The sequence below is a fragment of the Pauljensenia sp. C0254C2 genome, assembly GCF_056583835.1.
This window is the reverse complement of record NZ_JBWPJO010000013.1, coordinates 39779-55808: the sequence shown is the minus strand read 5'-3', so window position 1 is coordinate 55808 and position 16030 is coordinate 39779. Positions and strand designations below refer to the sequence as shown.

The 16030-nt window shown below is 59.5% G+C and carries 11 protein-coding genes and 1 CRISPR repeat array; of the genes, 7 read left to right on the top strand and 4 right to left on the bottom strand.

Features of this window, described 5'->3' with window-relative positions; translation table 11 throughout:
• Positions 1 to 548: direct repeats of the CRISPR family, unit length 36 nt; unit sequence GAAGTCTATCAAAGGGAAAGGTGACTGATTCCCAAC.
• 93 nt (positions 549 to 641) lie between these two features.
• Positions 642 to 2348 (bottom strand): SWIM zinc finger family protein, encoded by a 1707-nt coding sequence (locus tag AC1DA5_RS09115; RefSeq protein ID WP_092648272.1) that lies wholly within the window; start codon positions 2346 to 2348, stop codon positions 642 to 644.
• Between the two features lie 124 nt (positions 2349 to 2472).
• Here AC1DA5_RS09115 and AC1DA5_RS09110 point away from each other — a divergent pair, with 124 nt between their 5' ends.
• The 4 genes from AC1DA5_RS09110 to AC1DA5_RS09095 all read left to right on the top strand — a co-directional run bounded on the left by AC1DA5_RS09110 (position 2473) and on the right by AC1DA5_RS09095 (position 4964).
• On the top strand, positions 2473 to 2904 hold the full coding sequence (locus tag AC1DA5_RS09110; RefSeq protein WP_480289972.1) for a GntR family transcriptional regulator: 432 nt from the start codon (positions 2473 to 2475) through the stop codon (positions 2902 to 2904).
• Complete coding sequence (locus tag AC1DA5_RS09105) at positions 2885 to 3586, top strand: ABC transporter ATP-binding protein (protein ID WP_092648273.1); 702 nt, start codon at positions 2885 to 2887, stop codon at positions 3584 to 3586. Before AC1DA5_RS09110 ends, AC1DA5_RS09105 begins: the two co-directional genes overlap by 20 nt.
• Entirely contained in the window at positions 3583 to 4395 is an 813-nt protein-coding gene (locus AC1DA5_RS09100) for a hypothetical protein (protein WP_092648274.1), read from the top strand. The genes AC1DA5_RS09105 and AC1DA5_RS09100 overlap by 4 nt, the downstream gene beginning before the upstream one ends.
• Before the next feature lie 98 nt (positions 4396 to 4493).
• Positions 4494 to 4964, top strand: coding sequence for a hypothetical protein (locus tag AC1DA5_RS09095; protein WP_092648275.1), 471 nt, complete (start codon positions 4494 to 4496; stop codon positions 4962 to 4964).
• A gap of 145 nt (positions 4965 to 5109) precedes the next feature.
• Here AC1DA5_RS09095 and AC1DA5_RS09090 read toward each other — a convergent pair whose 3' ends face one another.
• Positions 5110 to 6906: a DEAD/DEAH box helicase gene (locus AC1DA5_RS09090; protein ID WP_480289976.1), complete on the bottom strand. Its 1797-nt coding sequence runs from the start codon at positions 6904 to 6906 to the stop codon at positions 5110 to 5112.
• A 234-nt stretch (positions 6907 to 7140) separates the two neighbouring features.
• Here AC1DA5_RS09090 and AC1DA5_RS09085 point away from each other — a divergent pair, with 234 nt between their 5' ends.
• Positions 7141 to 7770 (top strand): ferritin-like fold-containing protein, encoded by a 630-nt coding sequence (locus AC1DA5_RS09085; RefSeq protein ID WP_058236150.1) that lies wholly within the window; start codon positions 7141 to 7143, stop codon positions 7768 to 7770.
• Positions 7771 to 7782: 12 nt separating this feature from the next.
• On the opposite strand, the gene AC1DA5_RS09080 is transcribed toward AC1DA5_RS09085, so the two are convergent.
• A complete protein-coding gene (locus tag AC1DA5_RS09080; protein WP_058236149.1) occupies positions 7783 to 8007 on the bottom strand; it encodes a DUF3107 domain-containing protein in 225 nt (74 codons plus the stop codon).
• A 108-nt stretch (positions 8008 to 8115) separates the two neighbouring features.
• Here AC1DA5_RS09080 and AC1DA5_RS09075 point away from each other — a divergent pair, with 108 nt between their 5' ends.
• Positions 8116 to 11301 (top strand): PD-(D/E)XK nuclease family protein, encoded by a 3186-nt coding sequence (locus AC1DA5_RS09075; RefSeq protein WP_092648277.1) that lies wholly within the window; start codon positions 8116 to 8118, stop codon positions 11299 to 11301.
• Entirely contained in the window at positions 11298 to 14666 is a 3369-nt protein-coding gene (locus tag AC1DA5_RS09070; RefSeq protein WP_058236147.1) for an ATP-dependent helicase, read from the top strand. The genes AC1DA5_RS09075 and AC1DA5_RS09070 overlap by 4 nt, the downstream gene beginning before the upstream one ends.
• A gap of 19 nt (positions 14667 to 14685) precedes the next feature.
• Here AC1DA5_RS09070 and AC1DA5_RS09065 read toward each other — a convergent pair whose 3' ends face one another.
• Entirely contained in the window at positions 14686 to 15810 is a 1125-nt protein-coding gene (locus AC1DA5_RS09065) for a phosphotransferase (protein WP_480289969.1), read from the bottom strand.
• Between the last annotated feature and the right edge of the window lie 220 nt (positions 15811 to 16030).

Sequence of the window (16030 nt, the reverse complement as noted above, 5' to 3'; positions counted from 1 at the left end):
GAAGTCTATCAAAGGGAAAGGTGACTGATTCCCAACGATACGAGCGCTTCCAGGTGGTCAGTGAGAAGTCTATCAAAGGGAAAGGTGACTGATTCCCAACTGAGTGTGGCTCGTGAGATCGGTGAGAGGAAGTCTATCAAAGGGAAAGGTGACTGATTCCCAACAACACGGGTTGCGTATCGTTGGCTACCGGAAGTCTATCAAAGGGAAAGGTGATTGATTCCCAACCGCCCCGGCGGTATCAGATATATCAAGCGAAGTCTATCAAAGGGAAAGGTGACTGATTCCCAACCAAGGACGCGGCTCCAGCACGTCACCAGGAAGTCTATCAAAGGGAAAGGTGACTGATTCCCAACTCGGCGAGGTGTGAGAGCTCATCGAGGCGAAGTCTATCAAAGGGAAAGGTGACTGATTCCCAACGTGTGTGGCTTGTTGTCGAACTGACCGCGAAGTCTATCAAAGGGAAAGGTGACTGATTCCCAACTGTAGTCCTCCGATGAGGAGGTCGAGTCGAAGTCTATCAAAGGGAAAGGTGACTGATTCCGAACTATCTTGCCCGATGCATGCTGCACAGTAGCGTAAGAAGCTGATGCTGTCTTGAAGAGTATTCGAATTGCGAATCCACGCGTGGTGATCGAATCTTAGCAAAAGCCGTCCTCATGGTATTTGTCCTCGCCGTCTTCAGCGTGGTCTGATCTCACCATCTCATCGGTGCCGTAGTAATACCGCAGTTGTTGGGAGAGCGTCTGCATGATTGGCTGATCGGGGTGGTCGTGCTGCCACTGGCGGGCGTACGTACACAGTAGTTTCAATACCGGTTGGGGCGAGTTTTCCTCCAAGCTCCACTTGTCCCGTTCAATGCGCTCAACTGCCAGACGGATTGCCTCGCAAGGACGCGGCTGGTCCTTGCTTAGAGCCAGCATCATCCACCGCTCGTTGACGCCCCAGCGATTCGCATAGTCCCACGCCCGTTCCCTGTCACCTTCAGCCAGCGCAAGGTCAATGGGTATGTCTGCGTCCGTCCAGGGCTGCTGCGCAATCCACTCGATGACTTGTTGGAGGACACGGGAGCGCTTATGCGCTTGTTCGCCGCATGTAAGCAAAAGATTCTGGAACCCGACACTTGGCGTCGAGGTGAAAGCGGTTCGTGCGATGGCAAGTGCGGTGCGTATGCGTTTGGCTGCCAGGCAGCACAGCACCGCCTCGCGAAGGGGAATGAGGAACGGCGAGTAACCTTGGGTCGCGTCGGTGCTGATGGCGTGTGCCTGATGGGCGCGCGCCACGACGTCAGCGGCCAGATCCGGCCGGTCGATGGCCTGTAGATCGTTAAAGAACATGCTGTAAGCGAAGCGATCGCCCTGCGTCGCGCACATGCGCAGCAGGGGAATGTCATCCTGGCACAGTGCCAAGTCGCGTAAGAGAGAGTTCTCGGCGCTTTCGACCTGGATTTTCTCATGTCTGCATTCGATCAGGTAGTCGCGATAGGCAGCCGTCGCTTCCTCGCCCAGGATAGGGATGATGTCTCTAGCTGAGGCTTCCCGCCATTCGTAATTCTCGACGAAATAGTGGGCTGTTTTACGGCCGGCTTCCTTTTCGGGCATCGTGGCCATCCATATCCAGACCAGCATCACTTCGAAAATCGTCTGCAGGTGATCGGCCCATTCACGAGCGTCGTCGTGTGGATCGTCGAAGACCAGTCGTTTGAAATCGGCAAGTGCGTTGTGGCAGATCTGTTCCAGCCCGTCGGTTAATCCAACGGTGATCAGCATCTTCATCTGCAGACCGAGTGACACTATCTCGTGTCTGTTTGCAGCGAGGTCGACCCAGGAGGGTTTCCCGTAGCAGAGAAAGATCCGGCTATACGCCTGCTGTACGAGCGCCGCAGACTGCTCGGGGGACCCAAAATTGAAACTCCACGCTGTGGCGAAGAGCTGGCCGACAGGAGGAAGTGCGGCCGCCATTTTGGAGTAATGCTGGAGGAGCTGGTGGTCGACTGATTGGATAAGCTTTTCGGCCAGCTCTGACGTGTCAAGGAGTTCTCGAGGCAGTGAAGGCGTTCCAGAATCTACTGATTGGCCGTGTTCGAGTAGAACCAGAGCGAGCGCGCATTGATGTTTGCAGAAGTGTCCGGCCTCGCCATGCGGGCAGCTGCACGCCCCATCCAGGGTTCCGTCATCTTCCCACAGCAGATCAACGTCGTACAGTGAGGTGCCTCGTACAGAGGCGTTGGCCCCGTGCTCTTCTATATGTGCATCCATCACGAAAGGCATATAGGGGCGTGCACGGTCGAAAACCTTATCGCCTGCGCGGGCTCGAATATCCTCAACGCTGAAGGGGAACTCATCCATAAACGAAGTATGACAGCACCCGTGTGCATCTGGAGCCTGTCGGATTTCAAAGACCGAGTATTGCCACCCCCATCCAAACTGTGTTACTGTATTAATACAGTGATACAGATGGAGGGAGGTAGACATGCAAATGAGCGGAGATTCTCGGCCAATCTGGATCCAACTGGTCGAAGAGTTTACGCAGCGTATTGTTTCCGGCCAGTGGAAGCCCGGAGAAAAAGTACCGAGCGTCAGAGAACTGGCCGCAGAATTCACAGTCAATCCGAACACCGTCCAACGAGCACTCACCCGTGCTGACGAGGACGGCCTGACACAATCGAATCGCACTGCCGGACGCTTTGTGACAGACGACCAGGACGTGATCAAGCAGCATCGCGACAACCTTGCACACCAGATAACAGCTGAATTCATCGCACAGATGAAAGCACTTGGATGTGACAAGAACGCGATCACTGAGCTGATCAATTCCCAGTGGAATACGTATGGACCTGACACAGTCGCCCTCGGCAATGAACAGAAACACGCAAAGGATCCTCATGACAACGCACGCAATTGAGGTTGCGCACCTGACCAAAAAATACGGACAATGGCCGGCGCTCAACGATATATCTTTCGCCATTGAGCCCGGGCAGATCGTTGGCCTGATGGGGGACAACGGGTCCGGGAAAACGACACTTCTGAAAATCCTGGCAGGAATACTGTCCGGTTACGAGGGGAACGTCGCCATCCACGGCCATGCGCCCGGCCCGCAGTCCAAAGCCATCACCTCCTACCTGCCGGACGAATCGGCGCTGCCAACCAGCCTGACAGCCGATGAGGCGATCCGCATGTATGCCGACTTCTTCGATGACTTCGACAGTGCTCAGGCTTCTGAGATGATCGATTTCTTCGAACTGCCACACAACAAACGCTTCCGAGAGATGTCAAAAGGTATGCGCGAAAAGGCGCAAGTGGCACTCACCATGTCCAGACGGGCAAAAGTCCACCTGCTGGATGAGCCGATATCAGGGGTTGACCCGGCGGCGCGCGACATTATCATGCGCGGCGTGCTAACAGGTTTTGACCCCGACGCCCTCATGATCCTGTCCACACACCTGATCCGCGACATCGAGCCGATCATTGACTACGCAATCTTCATGCGCCAGGGGAAGATCCTGCTGGCGGGACACGTTGATGATCTGCGAGAAGAACACGGCACGGACCTCGACACTCTGTTTAGAAAGGTGTATGCACGATGATCTGGACAATTATCCGCTATGACGCCAAAGCAACGTGGCGCCAGCTGTGCGTCATGCCTGTCGTGGCAGCATTGCTGCTGGGCACAGCAATCGGCGCAGATGCGCTGAAAATTCCAGTGTTGAAGGAAATTTCCCTGGTACTCGCAGTGGTGGCAATCGGCGGGCTGCTTGCAGTGCAGGCGCTGATATGCATCCTCAACTACTGGACATCAATGTATGGGCGACAGGGCTCATTCACGCAGACCATTCCGGTGCGCACATCAACACTTTTGAGTGGAAAACTCCTGTACGCACTTATCGTCGGCGTGCTGTCACTGATCGTGACCGCCGTGTTCACGCTGCTTGCCGTCCTGTATTACGTCGGCGCCGAACCTGCGCGCTACGTCATTGACCAGATTCTTCAGCAGGCGTGGACCAATGCGGTCATACTGGTAATCGCAAGCGTGCTCCTCCAGTTAGTCTGCTCACTGGTGATCGTATGGTCGGTGATCACAATCAGTTCTGACGAAAAACTCTGGTCGCTCAGATGGGGCGCACCGGTCCTCGGCCTGTTCTGCACATACGTTGTTTATGAAGTCGGAGCTGCGCTGTTCATGCTGTTCATTCCGATCGGAGTGCGTATGGAAGATCCCGGGGCAGGTGACATCGTCATGGAAGGAATGTGGCCCAGCTTCGTCAAACTGGTGCAGTATGACGCAGCATCGCCTGAGGTGCTGGGGCTTGGATACGTCCTGTGGGCGGTTGTTCTGGCAGTGGTGCTGCTTGTCCTCGCGCGGCGTCACGCGGATCGGCGCACATCCGTTCGGTAGCGGATTGCCAGGCAGCCCGCCTCCCTCGTCTGCTTGTCGAGGGAGGCGGGCCTGTGAGAAAGTATGAAGGTCAGTGTAGCGTGGATGTGGAGGTACCAATGTCGGACCCGGTGCGACCTGTTGGTGGCCAGATGGAGCCGAATCGTCGGCCAGGGACGGTGTGGGCGCTGCTCATCCTCACGTTGATCTATTGCATCTTCAGCACTGTCAGAGCTATCAAGGACGCCCTCACAGCGTGGCCGCAGATGACAGACAATGGTGAGGATCTCACGATGGTTGCAGTGGTTATCGACCTTGTCATTATCGGCCTGTGTGTCCTGCTGCTGCTCGGTGCACTCCTCGTCACCATGCGAATGACACGGATCCTGATGCTGGTTGCAGGGATCATGACGATCGGATGGGAGCTGCTGTCCGTTTTCAGCTACGCGGTCTTGCTGCAGGAATATCACCTTGGTCGCTGGGCGATCAAACTGGGCCAGCTTGGAATCGTGATCGTCATCGTAGTGCTGACGCTGGTTCCACCCACGGCGCGCTGGTTTGCAGCCAGGTTCACGCAGCGCAGGATATAGGCGTTCGAGGGTGGATGCGCGCCCTCGCCATGCCTGAGAAAGGGATGGTCCAGCCAGTCCCGCTAAGACGACTTTGACACCGATGCCCAAGGCCGATTCGTCAGCCTTGGGCATCTGTATGCGTGAAACTTCAGGTGGTGCCGACTTACTCAGCAGCCTCGGAACCACTGGAACGGCGGCGTACACGGCGGCGAGTGCCCTGAGTGCCCTCACCCTTGGCAGATCCAGAGTCACTCTTGCGGCGACGCACACGCGTACGTTGACGACGCGGTGTCTCCTCAGATCCACCGTCCTGCGACGCTGCGCCCTTACGGCGGCCAGAGGAGCGACGCCCACCACCTCGACGCCCGGATCCTCGACCCGAACCACGCCCTGATCCGCGTCTCGGACCGTGATGCCCGCGACCGGTTTCTCCCAGATCCTCCACCTTCTCGGCTTGCAGACCCGCGCGCGTGCGCTGTGAACGCGGCAAACGGTCGGTGACATCGGTCGGGATATCCAAATCCGTGTACAAGTGATCCGACGTGTGGTACGTCTCAAGGGGGTCTGGCACGCCCAGCCCCAACGCTTTCGAGATCAGTGACCAGCGCGGCACATCATCCCAGTCCACGAACGTGACAGCGGTGCCGGATGCGCCTGCACGGCCGGTGCGTCCAATGCGATGCAGGTAGATTTTCTCGTCTTCAGGGCACTGGTAGTTGACCACATGTGTCACGTCGTCAACGTCGATGCCGCGTGCCGCCACGTCGGTGGCCACCAGCACGTCGATCTTGCCGTTACGGAACGCCCGCATTGCCCGCTCGCGCGCACCCTGACCCAGGTCACCGTGCAGCGAACCAACAGCAAAACCGCGATGCGTCAGATCCTCGCCCAGGCGCGCTGCCGTCCTCTTGGTGCGGCAGAAAATAATGGTGCGGCCTCGCCCTCGTGCCTGCAGAATACGGCTGATGACTTCCACCTTGTTCATCGCGTGCACGCGGTAAATGACCTGCTTGACTGTGCGCACCGTGGCGCCCTGATCCTCCGGGTCCTGCGCGCGGATGTGGGTCGGCTGGGACATGAAGCGGCGAGCCAGCGCCACTACCGGGCCAGGCATCGTCGCTGAGAACAGCATCGTGTGGCGCGTAGCCGGAACGCGTGCCAGCAAAGTTTCCACATCGGGCAAAAAGCCCAGATCCAGCATCTCGTCGGCTTCGTCAAGGACCACTGTCTTCACGCCGTTGAGCTTGAGCACGCGCCGCTTGAGCAGGTCGATCAGACGACCAGGAGTTCCCACAACGACGTCAGTGCCGCGTTCCAGCGAATCGATCTGCGGCTCGAACGCTACGCCACCATGAATCTCCGTGATGCGCACACCCAGTTTCGATCCGGCGACGCGCAGATCAGCCGCCACCTGCTTGGACAGCTCGCGCGTGGGGAGCACAACCAGTGCCTGCGGGCAGTCGGGATTGAGCAGATCCGCATACGCTGGGCTCGAGGGCACCACCAGCTCCTGAAGCAGTGGGATCCCAAAACCCAGCGTCTTGCCGGTACCGGTTTTCGCCTGGCCGATGATGTCATGCCCGTCCAGCGCCACCGGCAAGGTGAGTGCCTGAATCGGGAACGGGTGGGTAATGGAACGCTCCTCCAACGCCTGCACGATCGGATCGCACACGCCGAAATCTGCGAATGAGCGTTCATCGAGGTGCGACGTGGAGCCGTCCTCGTCAGTGATGTCCGGGACTGCTTCGCCGGCGTGAGCGTCGAATGTTCCGTCGGCAATGTCACCCAGGCGCACCACCCCGGCTGAGTAGGTCACTGACGAGGGTGACTCGTCCTGAGGCTGCGCTTCGTTATCTGTCAAGGAATCAGTCACGATCCTGCTATCTCCATCTTCGGGACGTTGCCCGAGGTCAGGTGTGAATGCGATGCACTCACACACGAGGGGAAGCCGATCGCGCATTATCACTGGGCACATACACGCCTCATGTCGGGCGACGTTGAATGTGCACGGACGCGGCAAAGATTTCACCAAGGTGAAAGCTCCGCGGTTCAGTCGGTATCTGACGGTGTCGTGTTGAGTCAAAGCGACCGGTCAACCGTATGTTCGTCTCCATGATATCCGTGTCGGCCGTATGAATGTGCAGGCGGTGAGGGTTATCACGTCCCACGGCTGTGATCGCGCTAGGCTGGAGCCATGCAACGTGTCTACGAAACTCCTTCACACGCCACCAGTGAAGCGCTCGGTTTTTTCGCGTACGGCGCGCTGGCGGCCATGACCCGTCTGGCCAAGGACGGTGACCAGGCGCCCACCATCGACGCCCATATCGCTCACATGGAAATGGCGGATCGCGCGTTCCAGTTCTTCACACAGATGGGAGTCTGGGCGCGTCACCGCGGGCTGGATCTGGCCGAGCTTGCCGACGAGTATTCAGGCATGTTTGACGACATTGACATGCGCACCCGGCCCAGTCAGTGGTGGGAACGCTCCGTCAAAACGTACGTCACGCTGGGTATCCTGAGTGACCTGATGCGCGAAGTCGCCGTGTGCCACAAGCTGTTTGATGACGTGTCGGAGTCGTGGGATCTGGGTCAGGGCGCGTGGGTGGAAGAACACCTCGCGCCGCTGACTGCGCAGGACGGGCAGCTGGCCGCACGGTTGTCCTTGTGGGCCAGGCGCGTGGCGGGCGAGGTGCTCGGTCTGGCTCGCGCCACGCTGTTCACGCATCCGAATCTGGCGAAAGACGGCGACACGGCTGATGCCATTTCCGCCGAGGTCACCCGGCGTCACGGTGAGCGCATGGAGCGCATTAACCTCAAGCCCTGAGGTGGTTCATCTCTAGCTGACGGCGAAGCCCACTCGGCGAGGCTGTTCTGAGGCGATCGACACGTATGCCAGGGATGCTGCCGGTACGATGATGCGCTGTCCCCGCCGGTCAGACAGGTCGAGGGCGGTCGAGTCTGCGGCTGTCTGCTTGACGAGGGCGACCAGGTCTTCCTCGTCCATGTCCACGTCAAGTTGAAGTTCGCGGGCAGCGCCTTGCACTCCGATTGCTATTTTCATGTGAATCTCCCTTTCGAGCCGGCCATATCCTGATTCTCACCCTAGCAACGCTGCACCTCACGTACCGGATCGAACGCAAATGCACGTGCAGGATGTCACTATTGGGACATGGACATCACCACGACTCCGATTATCGCGCTTGAACAGCCAGTTCACGTTGCTGTTCCTCAGCTGGATCAGTATCAACGCGCAGTATGCGATGCGGTTGCCGCAGGGCAGCATGCTGTGGTGCGCTCCATGCCTGGATCGGGGCGGACGACGTGCGCACTGGCTGTTGTCCAACAGGCTGTGAACAGGTCAGACAACGTGATGATGCTCGTGCCGGATCGCAACCGGGCGGACTGGCTTCAACCCCGTGTGGAAGCGCTCGCACCGCACACTGTTCGCCCCGTGCGAACGCCGGCCGGCTGCGCCTATCAGGTTGTCTCCACGTGGCGCACCGTGCGCGCGGATCCACTCGGTCCCGTTCAACTGGTCACCGGAGCGGCAGAAGATCAACTCATAGCGGACCTGATGACGCGTCCCGGCATTAACTGGCCGGAATTCTTGCCTGAACAGATGCGTGACATGGCGGCCTTCCGCATGGAAGTACGCAACCTTTTCGCTCGCGCCGGTGAAGCAGGTATCAGCGGTGAGGAACTGGAACGAATTGGACGTGAGCGCGGTGCAGACGAGTGGGTGGCGTGCGGGCAGCTTCTGCAGGTGTACGAGGGGGGCCCCGACTTCGCTGTGGAAACGCGCGGCACAATGCTGGCTGACATGTCGCGCATACAGCGTGTGGCGGCTCAGGTGATCGATGGGTGGGATCGTGATGCCGCGCGCGTGGGGGTGAGTACAGATGCGCCCATACCTGATGTGATCGTGGTGGATGATCTGCAGGACTGCACCCCCTCGACTGTTGAACTGCTCAGCGCGTGTGCACGCAGTGGCACCAGGATCGTGGCATTTGCCGCTCCCGATGTTGCTGTGGCGTCTTACCGAGGGGGCGAACCCCATCTGGACGCGCGCTTGGCGCGCCGCCTGGGCGTTCCCCTGATGCAGCTGGGTGCCAACCGGCGCGGCACACCTGTACTGCGCCACATGGTCTACGACGCAGTTGAACGAATCGGCGTGCAGGCCTCGGCTGCGCACCGATTGACAGAAGCTCAGGCATTGGGTGTATCGGATGGGCAGGCAGACGATACGCCGGCGACAGATGATGTGCATCTGCACGTCGTTGCAACTGATGCTCAGATGGGAGCGCAGTGCGCGCGGGCCGTGCGCCATGCTTTTCTGCATGAGGGGGTGGACTGGGCGGACCAGGTCATCATTGCGCGCTCCAGCAGCATCGTTGAACAGGTCCGGCGCCAGCTGATGCAAGGCTCGGTCCCCGTTGCCGGTGGCCAGCGTGTCTTCACATTTTCCGCAGAGCCAGCAACCCGGATTCTGCTTGAGCTGATCTGTGCCGAGGCGGAGGATGCGGAGGCCTTGCTGACACACCTGTTTGACTCGCCCTACATCCAGGTCGATCCTCTTGACGTGTCGCTAGTTCTGCGAGCGCTGAACCGGCAGCGCCGGGACGAAGGTGCAGGCAGTGCAGATGATGGCGACGACACTGATGTCCGCGTCCAGGAGGTGAGCATCGCTGAGCTCATCACCTCGCCGCAGATCCTCGACACGCTTAAGAATGACGACGAAGCAGCGCAGGAGGCCGTGTCGCGCATCAGGGGTGAACTGCTCACAGCTCACCTGATGTGGAAAGCGGCCCAAGATGCCGCACAACTGACACCCGGCGTGGCACTGTGGCGCCTGTGGAACAGCAGCAGCGAACTGGGTGAGGAGCACTCAGTGGCGACCCGATGGCGCAATGGCGCCATTGCTGGAGGCACGGATGCTGCATGGTACGACGATCAGCTCGACGCGGTCCTGGCACTGTTCAAAGTTGCCGATGTCTACGAGCAGCGTGAGCCAGGCGCACGGGCAGGAGCTTTCGCGCAGCAGCTGCTCGGTGATGACGTACCAACCGATACGATCGCGCAGGCAGGGATTCGTCCTCGAGGAATCGAAGTACTGACACCGGCAGCCGCGATGGGGCGCGAATGGAAGCTCGTGCACATCGTGGGCGTGCAGGACGGTCAGTGGCCCAACATGACGGTGCGTGACCGAGTGCTGCGTTCCGACCTGATCGGGCAGGCTGACCCTGATCCCTCCACGCGGTTGGCGCGCCACCAGATCATGGAAGATGAACGCCGTCTGTTCGCCGCCGCTTTGTCCAGAGCTACGCGAGGCGTGCAGGTTTATGCTGTGCTGAATGAGGACGAAGCTCCCTCGTCGTTCGTGGACCTGATTGCTCGATACAGTCACGCACCGCGCACCGAAGATGGAGACTTGATTGTTGAACGCGTACCTGCGCCCCTGAACATGGCTGGTCACGTCGCGCACCTGCGCCATCTTGCAGCTCAGGGTGGAAAAGAGAGCGAACAGGCCATCGAACTGCTTGCGGTGCTAGCACGCAGCGGCATCAGCTATGCGAACCCGCGCTACTGGATGGGGACAGGCGGGGTGACGACCTCTGAGGTTACCGGCTCGAAAACGGTGCGCCTGTCACCCTCGAAAATCCAGGACATCCGCGATTGCCCGCTCAAATGGTTCTTCACGTCGATCGGCGCTGACCAGGCGCCGGGTGCCGCCCAGGAATTGGGCTCCCTCATCCATGCCATTGCTCAGCGTCACCCGCATGGACCACTCGATGTCATGATGAGCGAGTTGCGCGCCGCATATGACCTGCTGGACTTCGATGCGAACACACTGGCAGGACGCCAGCAGATCGCGCAGGCTGAGCACATCATCGAGAACCTTGCCGCGTATATGGAGGGAGTGCCCGGTCCGGTAGAGGTCGAACAATCCATTCACGCCACCATCGGTGATGTCATCGTGAGCGGGCGCATCGACCGGATTGAGCATGTGGACGGGAAGGTACGCGTGGCGGACCTGAAAACAGGCAAGAGCGCCGTATCAAAAACCGCGGCTCAGGAACATCCTCAGCTCGCGTCCTACCAGGTGGCATTGACAGCCGCAGGATATGAAATGACTGGAGCGCGCCTGGTGTACCTCGGAACGAAAAACGTCGCGACGCGCGAACAGTCAGCAATGGACTCCGAACAGTTCACTCAATGGTGCGACCAGATGAAGCAGTGGGGACAGATGGCGCGCGGCCCGCACTATCCGGCAACACCGTCAGAAGATGCATGCCGCTTTTGCCGTTTCGCTCAGAGTTGCCCTGCCAAAGATGAAGGACGGAGGACACTTCCATGACTACGCAGACGCTGACCCATCCTGAGATGACAGCCCGGCGCATCGCGGAACTGACAGGCCTGCCAGTTCCCACCGCCGAACAACAACGCGTCATTGAAGCTGACATGGAGCCGCTCCTCGTTGTTGCCGGCGCTGGGTCAGGCAAGACCGAGACCATGTCGATGCGAGTGCTGCACATGGTCGCCGCGCGAGGACTATCCCCCGACCAGATCCTCGGATTGACCTTCTCACGCAAAGCAGCCGCTGAACTCGGTCAGCGGCTTCGAGCGCGCCTGAGCACACTGAGCCAGCACTGCGACGGCATCATCACCACTGAGGATCCGGTATGTATGACATACCACTCCTTCGCACAGCAAATCGTCCACGACCACGGGATGCGTCTGGGTATCGACCCGAACCAGCGTCTGATCGGACAGGCAGGCGCAGTCCAGATGATGACCGACATCGTTGAGATGTGGCCACACGATCTGGGAAGCGACAAGAGCGTATCCAGCCTTGTGGACAGCGCACTGGGTCTTGCCGGCCAAATCGCTGAACACGCAATGAGCATTGATGAGATGCGCGTATTCCTCGACGAATTCGGAACGGCGCTGCGGGAAATTGGCAAGCCGACCGGCGTACTCAAGAGCATGGTGGACACCAACGACCTGCGGCTGCGCCTCCTTGACCTGATCGACGCCTTCTCTGAACGCAAACGCAGTGAACGAGTCGTCGACTTTTCCGACCTGCTGATCTTGGCCAACCGGCTCGCCCACAGCGCGCCCGCTGTGCGCGACCAATTGAGAGCCGACTATCACGCCGTGTTTCTGGACGAATTTCAGGACACCTCCGTCATCCAGATGAAGTTTCTGGCGGCACTGTTCCACGATCACCCAGTGACAGCGGTAGGGGATCCCAACCAGTCCATCTACTCGTGGCGTGGTGCCTCAGCCGGATCGCTGAAATCATTCCTGGACCGCTTCTGTTCGGATACGCCTCACGTCGAGCAAACACAGTACCTCTCGACAGCGTTCCGAAACGACCGCATGATTCTCGATGTCGCCAACCACGTGTCCAGGCCGCTGCGTGAGGATTCCGACATACCGCAGCTCAAAACGCTCGAACAAACACTGACTGCTGACTTGGAGCGCGCGCGACGCGAAGCGGCTCCCGTTGCTGAACAGCAGCGCCTCGAACAGGCGGTTCAGGCTGCGCGCGAGCGCGCCCATGACGGAGTTGTGGACGTCGCCTTCGAGACCAGCACCCAAGACCAGGCCGAAACAGCGGCCCGCTTCCTCGTGAAGCACCGCCAGCGCCGAGGCTCCAGATGGTCAAGCGCGGCGGTGCTGTGCAGGCGAACCTCCGATTTTATTGCAGTGGAAAAAACACTTCGAGCACATGACATTCCTACCCAGGTAATTGGTTTAGGAGGACTGCTTCAACAACCTGCGGTCGCAGATGTGCGGGCAGCATTGCGATTGAGTGTTGACGTGAGCGATTCGCCTGCAGCACTGCGGCTGGTGACGAACCTCGACCTGGGAGCCTCGGATCTGCAGGTGCTCGGCAAGTGGGCCAGGGCACGAAATACGCGTACGCCGGGAGACCATCCCCTGACCTACCTTCTCGACGCTCTCGATACGCCTCCGCCCGTGCACTGGCGCGGCGATGATGCTTCTCCTGCGATCTCTGCAGCAGCAGTGGCGCGCGTCGAGGTCCTGTCCAGCAAACTGCGTGCCATCCGTGAATGGTCCGGGCATCCGGTGACAGATCAGGTGGAACGTGCCATCTCGATACTGGGAGTGGCAACCGATGCTATTGCCGACCCCATGCCCAACGACGGACGCGAAGCGCTGGATACGTTCGTGGATGTGGCCCGAAACTTTGAGAAAGATGCCCCTGATCCGTCGATGCGCGCATTCCTTGCGTGGCTGGATGTGGCCGAACAGGAAGAACGTGGCCTTGCCGGGCCGCACACCGACCCGGATCCCGATGCGGTGCAGATTCTCACCATCCACGGGGCGAAAGGTCTGGAATGGGACAGTGTGGTTGTCTACGGACTGGGGGATGGGATTTTCCCTTCTCACCGCTCGAACTCAGTGACGTGGCGCGATGACCCGCCCGGAGCGAGCGGATGGTTGGAGCGAAGCAGCGAGATTCCCTACCCGTTGCGAGGCGATGCCGACTACCTACCGGCCTTGACGATCGGTGAAGGGGAGGGGCGAACACCTCAGTCAGCGTTCAACAACTGGATTTCGCAGACCTATCGGCCTGAAATGGGCTGCCAGACGGAGCGCGAAGAGCGCCGTCTCGCATACGTCGCATTGACCAGGGCACGCCATCACATGCTGCTGACCGGTGCATGGGTGGCATCGTCAGCGAAATTGCACTTTCCCTCGCGCTATCTGATGGAACCACTTGAAGCTGGGCTGACGGCTGCTGACCCTGAACGTGCGATCGCGCCTCAACCTGAACCTGAAGAAGTCGCACAGCTCCTGGCCGCGCAAGACTCACCGCTCTTTCCGGCACCTCCTGACGTATCGCGCCAACGCATGACGCAGGTGGCTCACGCAGTGCAGGATGCGATGACACGGCATAGCGGTGAGGCGACCGATGGTGACACGCATCTGGCGCGCACCCCGCACCCGCTGGCCGCCGATACGCGCGTCCTTCTCGACGAGCATCTGCTGCGCAAACACGACGATGCGCTTGTTGTGCCACTGAGCCGCATTCCGGCAACCTCGGTGACACGACTGCTGAGCAGTCCAGATGAGTATGCGCGCGACTTGCGTCGGCCCATACCGCGCGAACCCAGCGACGCCGCGACCCTGGGGACACTGTTCCACTCATGGGTCGAACGCCAGCTGCGCATGGTCTCAGGTGAACTGTGGGATGAGCACATTCCCGGCGAAGAGACGCTTAGCTCGGCGCAACACAGGCGCTTTGACGCAATGAAAGGCATTTTCAACACCCTCCCCATTGTCAATACAGGAAAGCCGATCGCGGTAGAAGAACCCTTTTCGGTGCGGATCGGCTCCTTGAGTATTCCCGGCCGCTTCGACGCTGTGTTCGAAGATGCCGACGGCCGGACAGTGATCATCGACTGGAAAACAGGTCGCGCCCCGACGCGCAATCCAAGCGGAGCGCTCACCGCGCAGGCGCATCTGACTCAGTTGCGCCTCTACACCGCCGCATGGGCGCAGCGAAGCGGAACAGACCCGGACGACATTCATGCCCGCATCGTCTACCTGGGTGGTAATCCTTCCGTTCCAGCAGATCAGCGCATGTATTCCAGGGAAGCTCTGGACGCAATCGTGCGCGAATATGACTCACCGATCAACGACCTGGAAACCGCGTTGCAGGCAGTGTTCACGCAGTCGCCAGCATAGAGCGCGCCTGCGCGTCGCTTCAGGAAAACTGTGGGGGAGTGCGAGTCGGATCACCATCGGCATGCCGGTCAATGACGGACTCCACCTCGTCCATCGACACCGGCTCCGTCACGTTCTCAGGCGAAGCAGTCCAGGTTGGCGCGGCGGGCTCTGCGGCAGGCTCAGGTTCATCCGCGGGGGCATTCTCATCCTTGGGTTCAGGCGCGAGCTCATGCTCCGTCAGCAGGTTATCGCCCACGTCGAGCGACACATCCGTCAACATCTGCGACGCGTCGCGAACGATCTCCTTGTCCTCGGCATGAAGCCCGTGAGACAGCCAGCGCACGATTGCCAATTCAGACAGCAACTGAGCGCGCGTCACCAGGTGCAAGTCCGTCGCCATCCTCGTCATCGAATACGACGACTGGAACGTTTCAAGGAAACCATCAGACGCCTGAGACAAAATCCACGCCACGTCGATCGCCGGATCACCCACGTGCGCAGAGGAAAAACCACTGATGGACAGCACGATCCCATCTGCGACCTTCACCGACTGCACATGCAGATCGCCGTGAACAGGGCACGGGCGGAAACGCCACAAAGCGTCATCATCTAAGGCAGCTCGCCAGCGGCGCACAAGATTCGCAGGAACCGTCACAGCTGCCAATACTTCCTGGAGGACAGCACGGTGGCGGTCACGGCACTCAGAGGCCGAATACTGCGGAACATTCACATCCGAATACGTTGAGACAGGCAGGTTATGCAAGCTGGCGATTGATCGGGCCAGCGAGGCCGGCAAAATACCCGACTGATCGAAGTCCTCATCACCCATGAAACGGCCCGCAAGATCCTGATGCACCATCACCGACACGCCCTCGCGGGTGCGGGCAATACCAGCAGGACGCGGCACATCAAAACCGACCTCACCCGCATCGTGAGCAGACGCCAGACGGGCAAGGACCGCCCACTGTGCCCTCAAATCCACACCGCCCACATCTTCATGCGGACACACCACGGTCCAGCGGTTCCCCTGATCATCGACAATGCCGGTCATGGAGACAACCTCGTCACTGAATTGAGGCTCACGTAAAGCCGCAACAGAAAGGCCGGGTACCGCCGCGGTCGCCAACGCAGCCAATTCAAGAGGTGTTCGTGGTGTACTCACCCTCTTACGGTACATGGCCTGTCCACACTTCGAGCCGCTTCATTAATGGTGTTTCACGCCCCGTTTGGGAAAAACTGCAGGTCACTGGCGCACCGAACGCTCACCGGTACCCAAACCCCCACCCGAAGTTATCCACAGTTCAGTAGAAAGGGTTCCCATCAGGATGCTACTTTGCTACGTTCGGTGACAGTAATCACAAGGACAGCCCACTGCAACGCGA

Bases quoted from the DNA above. Each gene is read 5' to 3' on its own strand.
- AC1DA5_RS09115 (WP_092648272.1), bottom strand. From the start codon at position 2,348: ATGGATGAGTTCCCCTTCAGCGTTGAGGATATTCGAGCCCGCGCAGGC.
- AC1DA5_RS09110 (WP_480289972.1), top strand. From the start codon at position 2,473: ATGCAAATGAGCGGAGATTCTCGGCCAATCTGGATCCAACTGGTCGAA.
- AC1DA5_RS09105 (WP_092648273.1), top strand. From the start codon at position 2,885: ATGACAACGCACGCAATTGAGGTTGCGCACCTGACCAAAAAATACGGA.
- AC1DA5_RS09100 (WP_092648274.1), top strand. From the start codon at position 3,583: ATGATCTGGACAATTATCCGCTATGACGCCAAAGCAACGTGGCGCCAG.
- AC1DA5_RS09095 (WP_092648275.1), top strand. From the start codon at position 4,494: ATGTCGGACCCGGTGCGACCTGTTGGTGGCCAGATGGAGCCGAATCGT.
- AC1DA5_RS09090 (WP_480289976.1), bottom strand. From the start codon at position 6,906: ATGCGCGATCGGCTTCCCCTCGTGTGTGAGTGCATCGCATTCACACCT.
- AC1DA5_RS09085 (WP_058236150.1), top strand. From the start codon at position 7,141: ATGCAACGTGTCTACGAAACTCCTTCACACGCCACCAGTGAAGCGCTC.
- AC1DA5_RS09080 (WP_058236149.1), bottom strand. From the start codon at position 8,007: ATGAAAATAGCAATCGGAGTGCAAGGCGCTGCCCGCGAACTTCAACTT.
- AC1DA5_RS09075 (WP_092648277.1), top strand. From the start codon at position 8,116: ATGGACATCACCACGACTCCGATTATCGCGCTTGAACAGCCAGTTCAC.
- AC1DA5_RS09070 (WP_058236147.1), top strand. From the start codon at position 11,298: ATGACTACGCAGACGCTGACCCATCCTGAGATGACAGCCCGGCGCATC.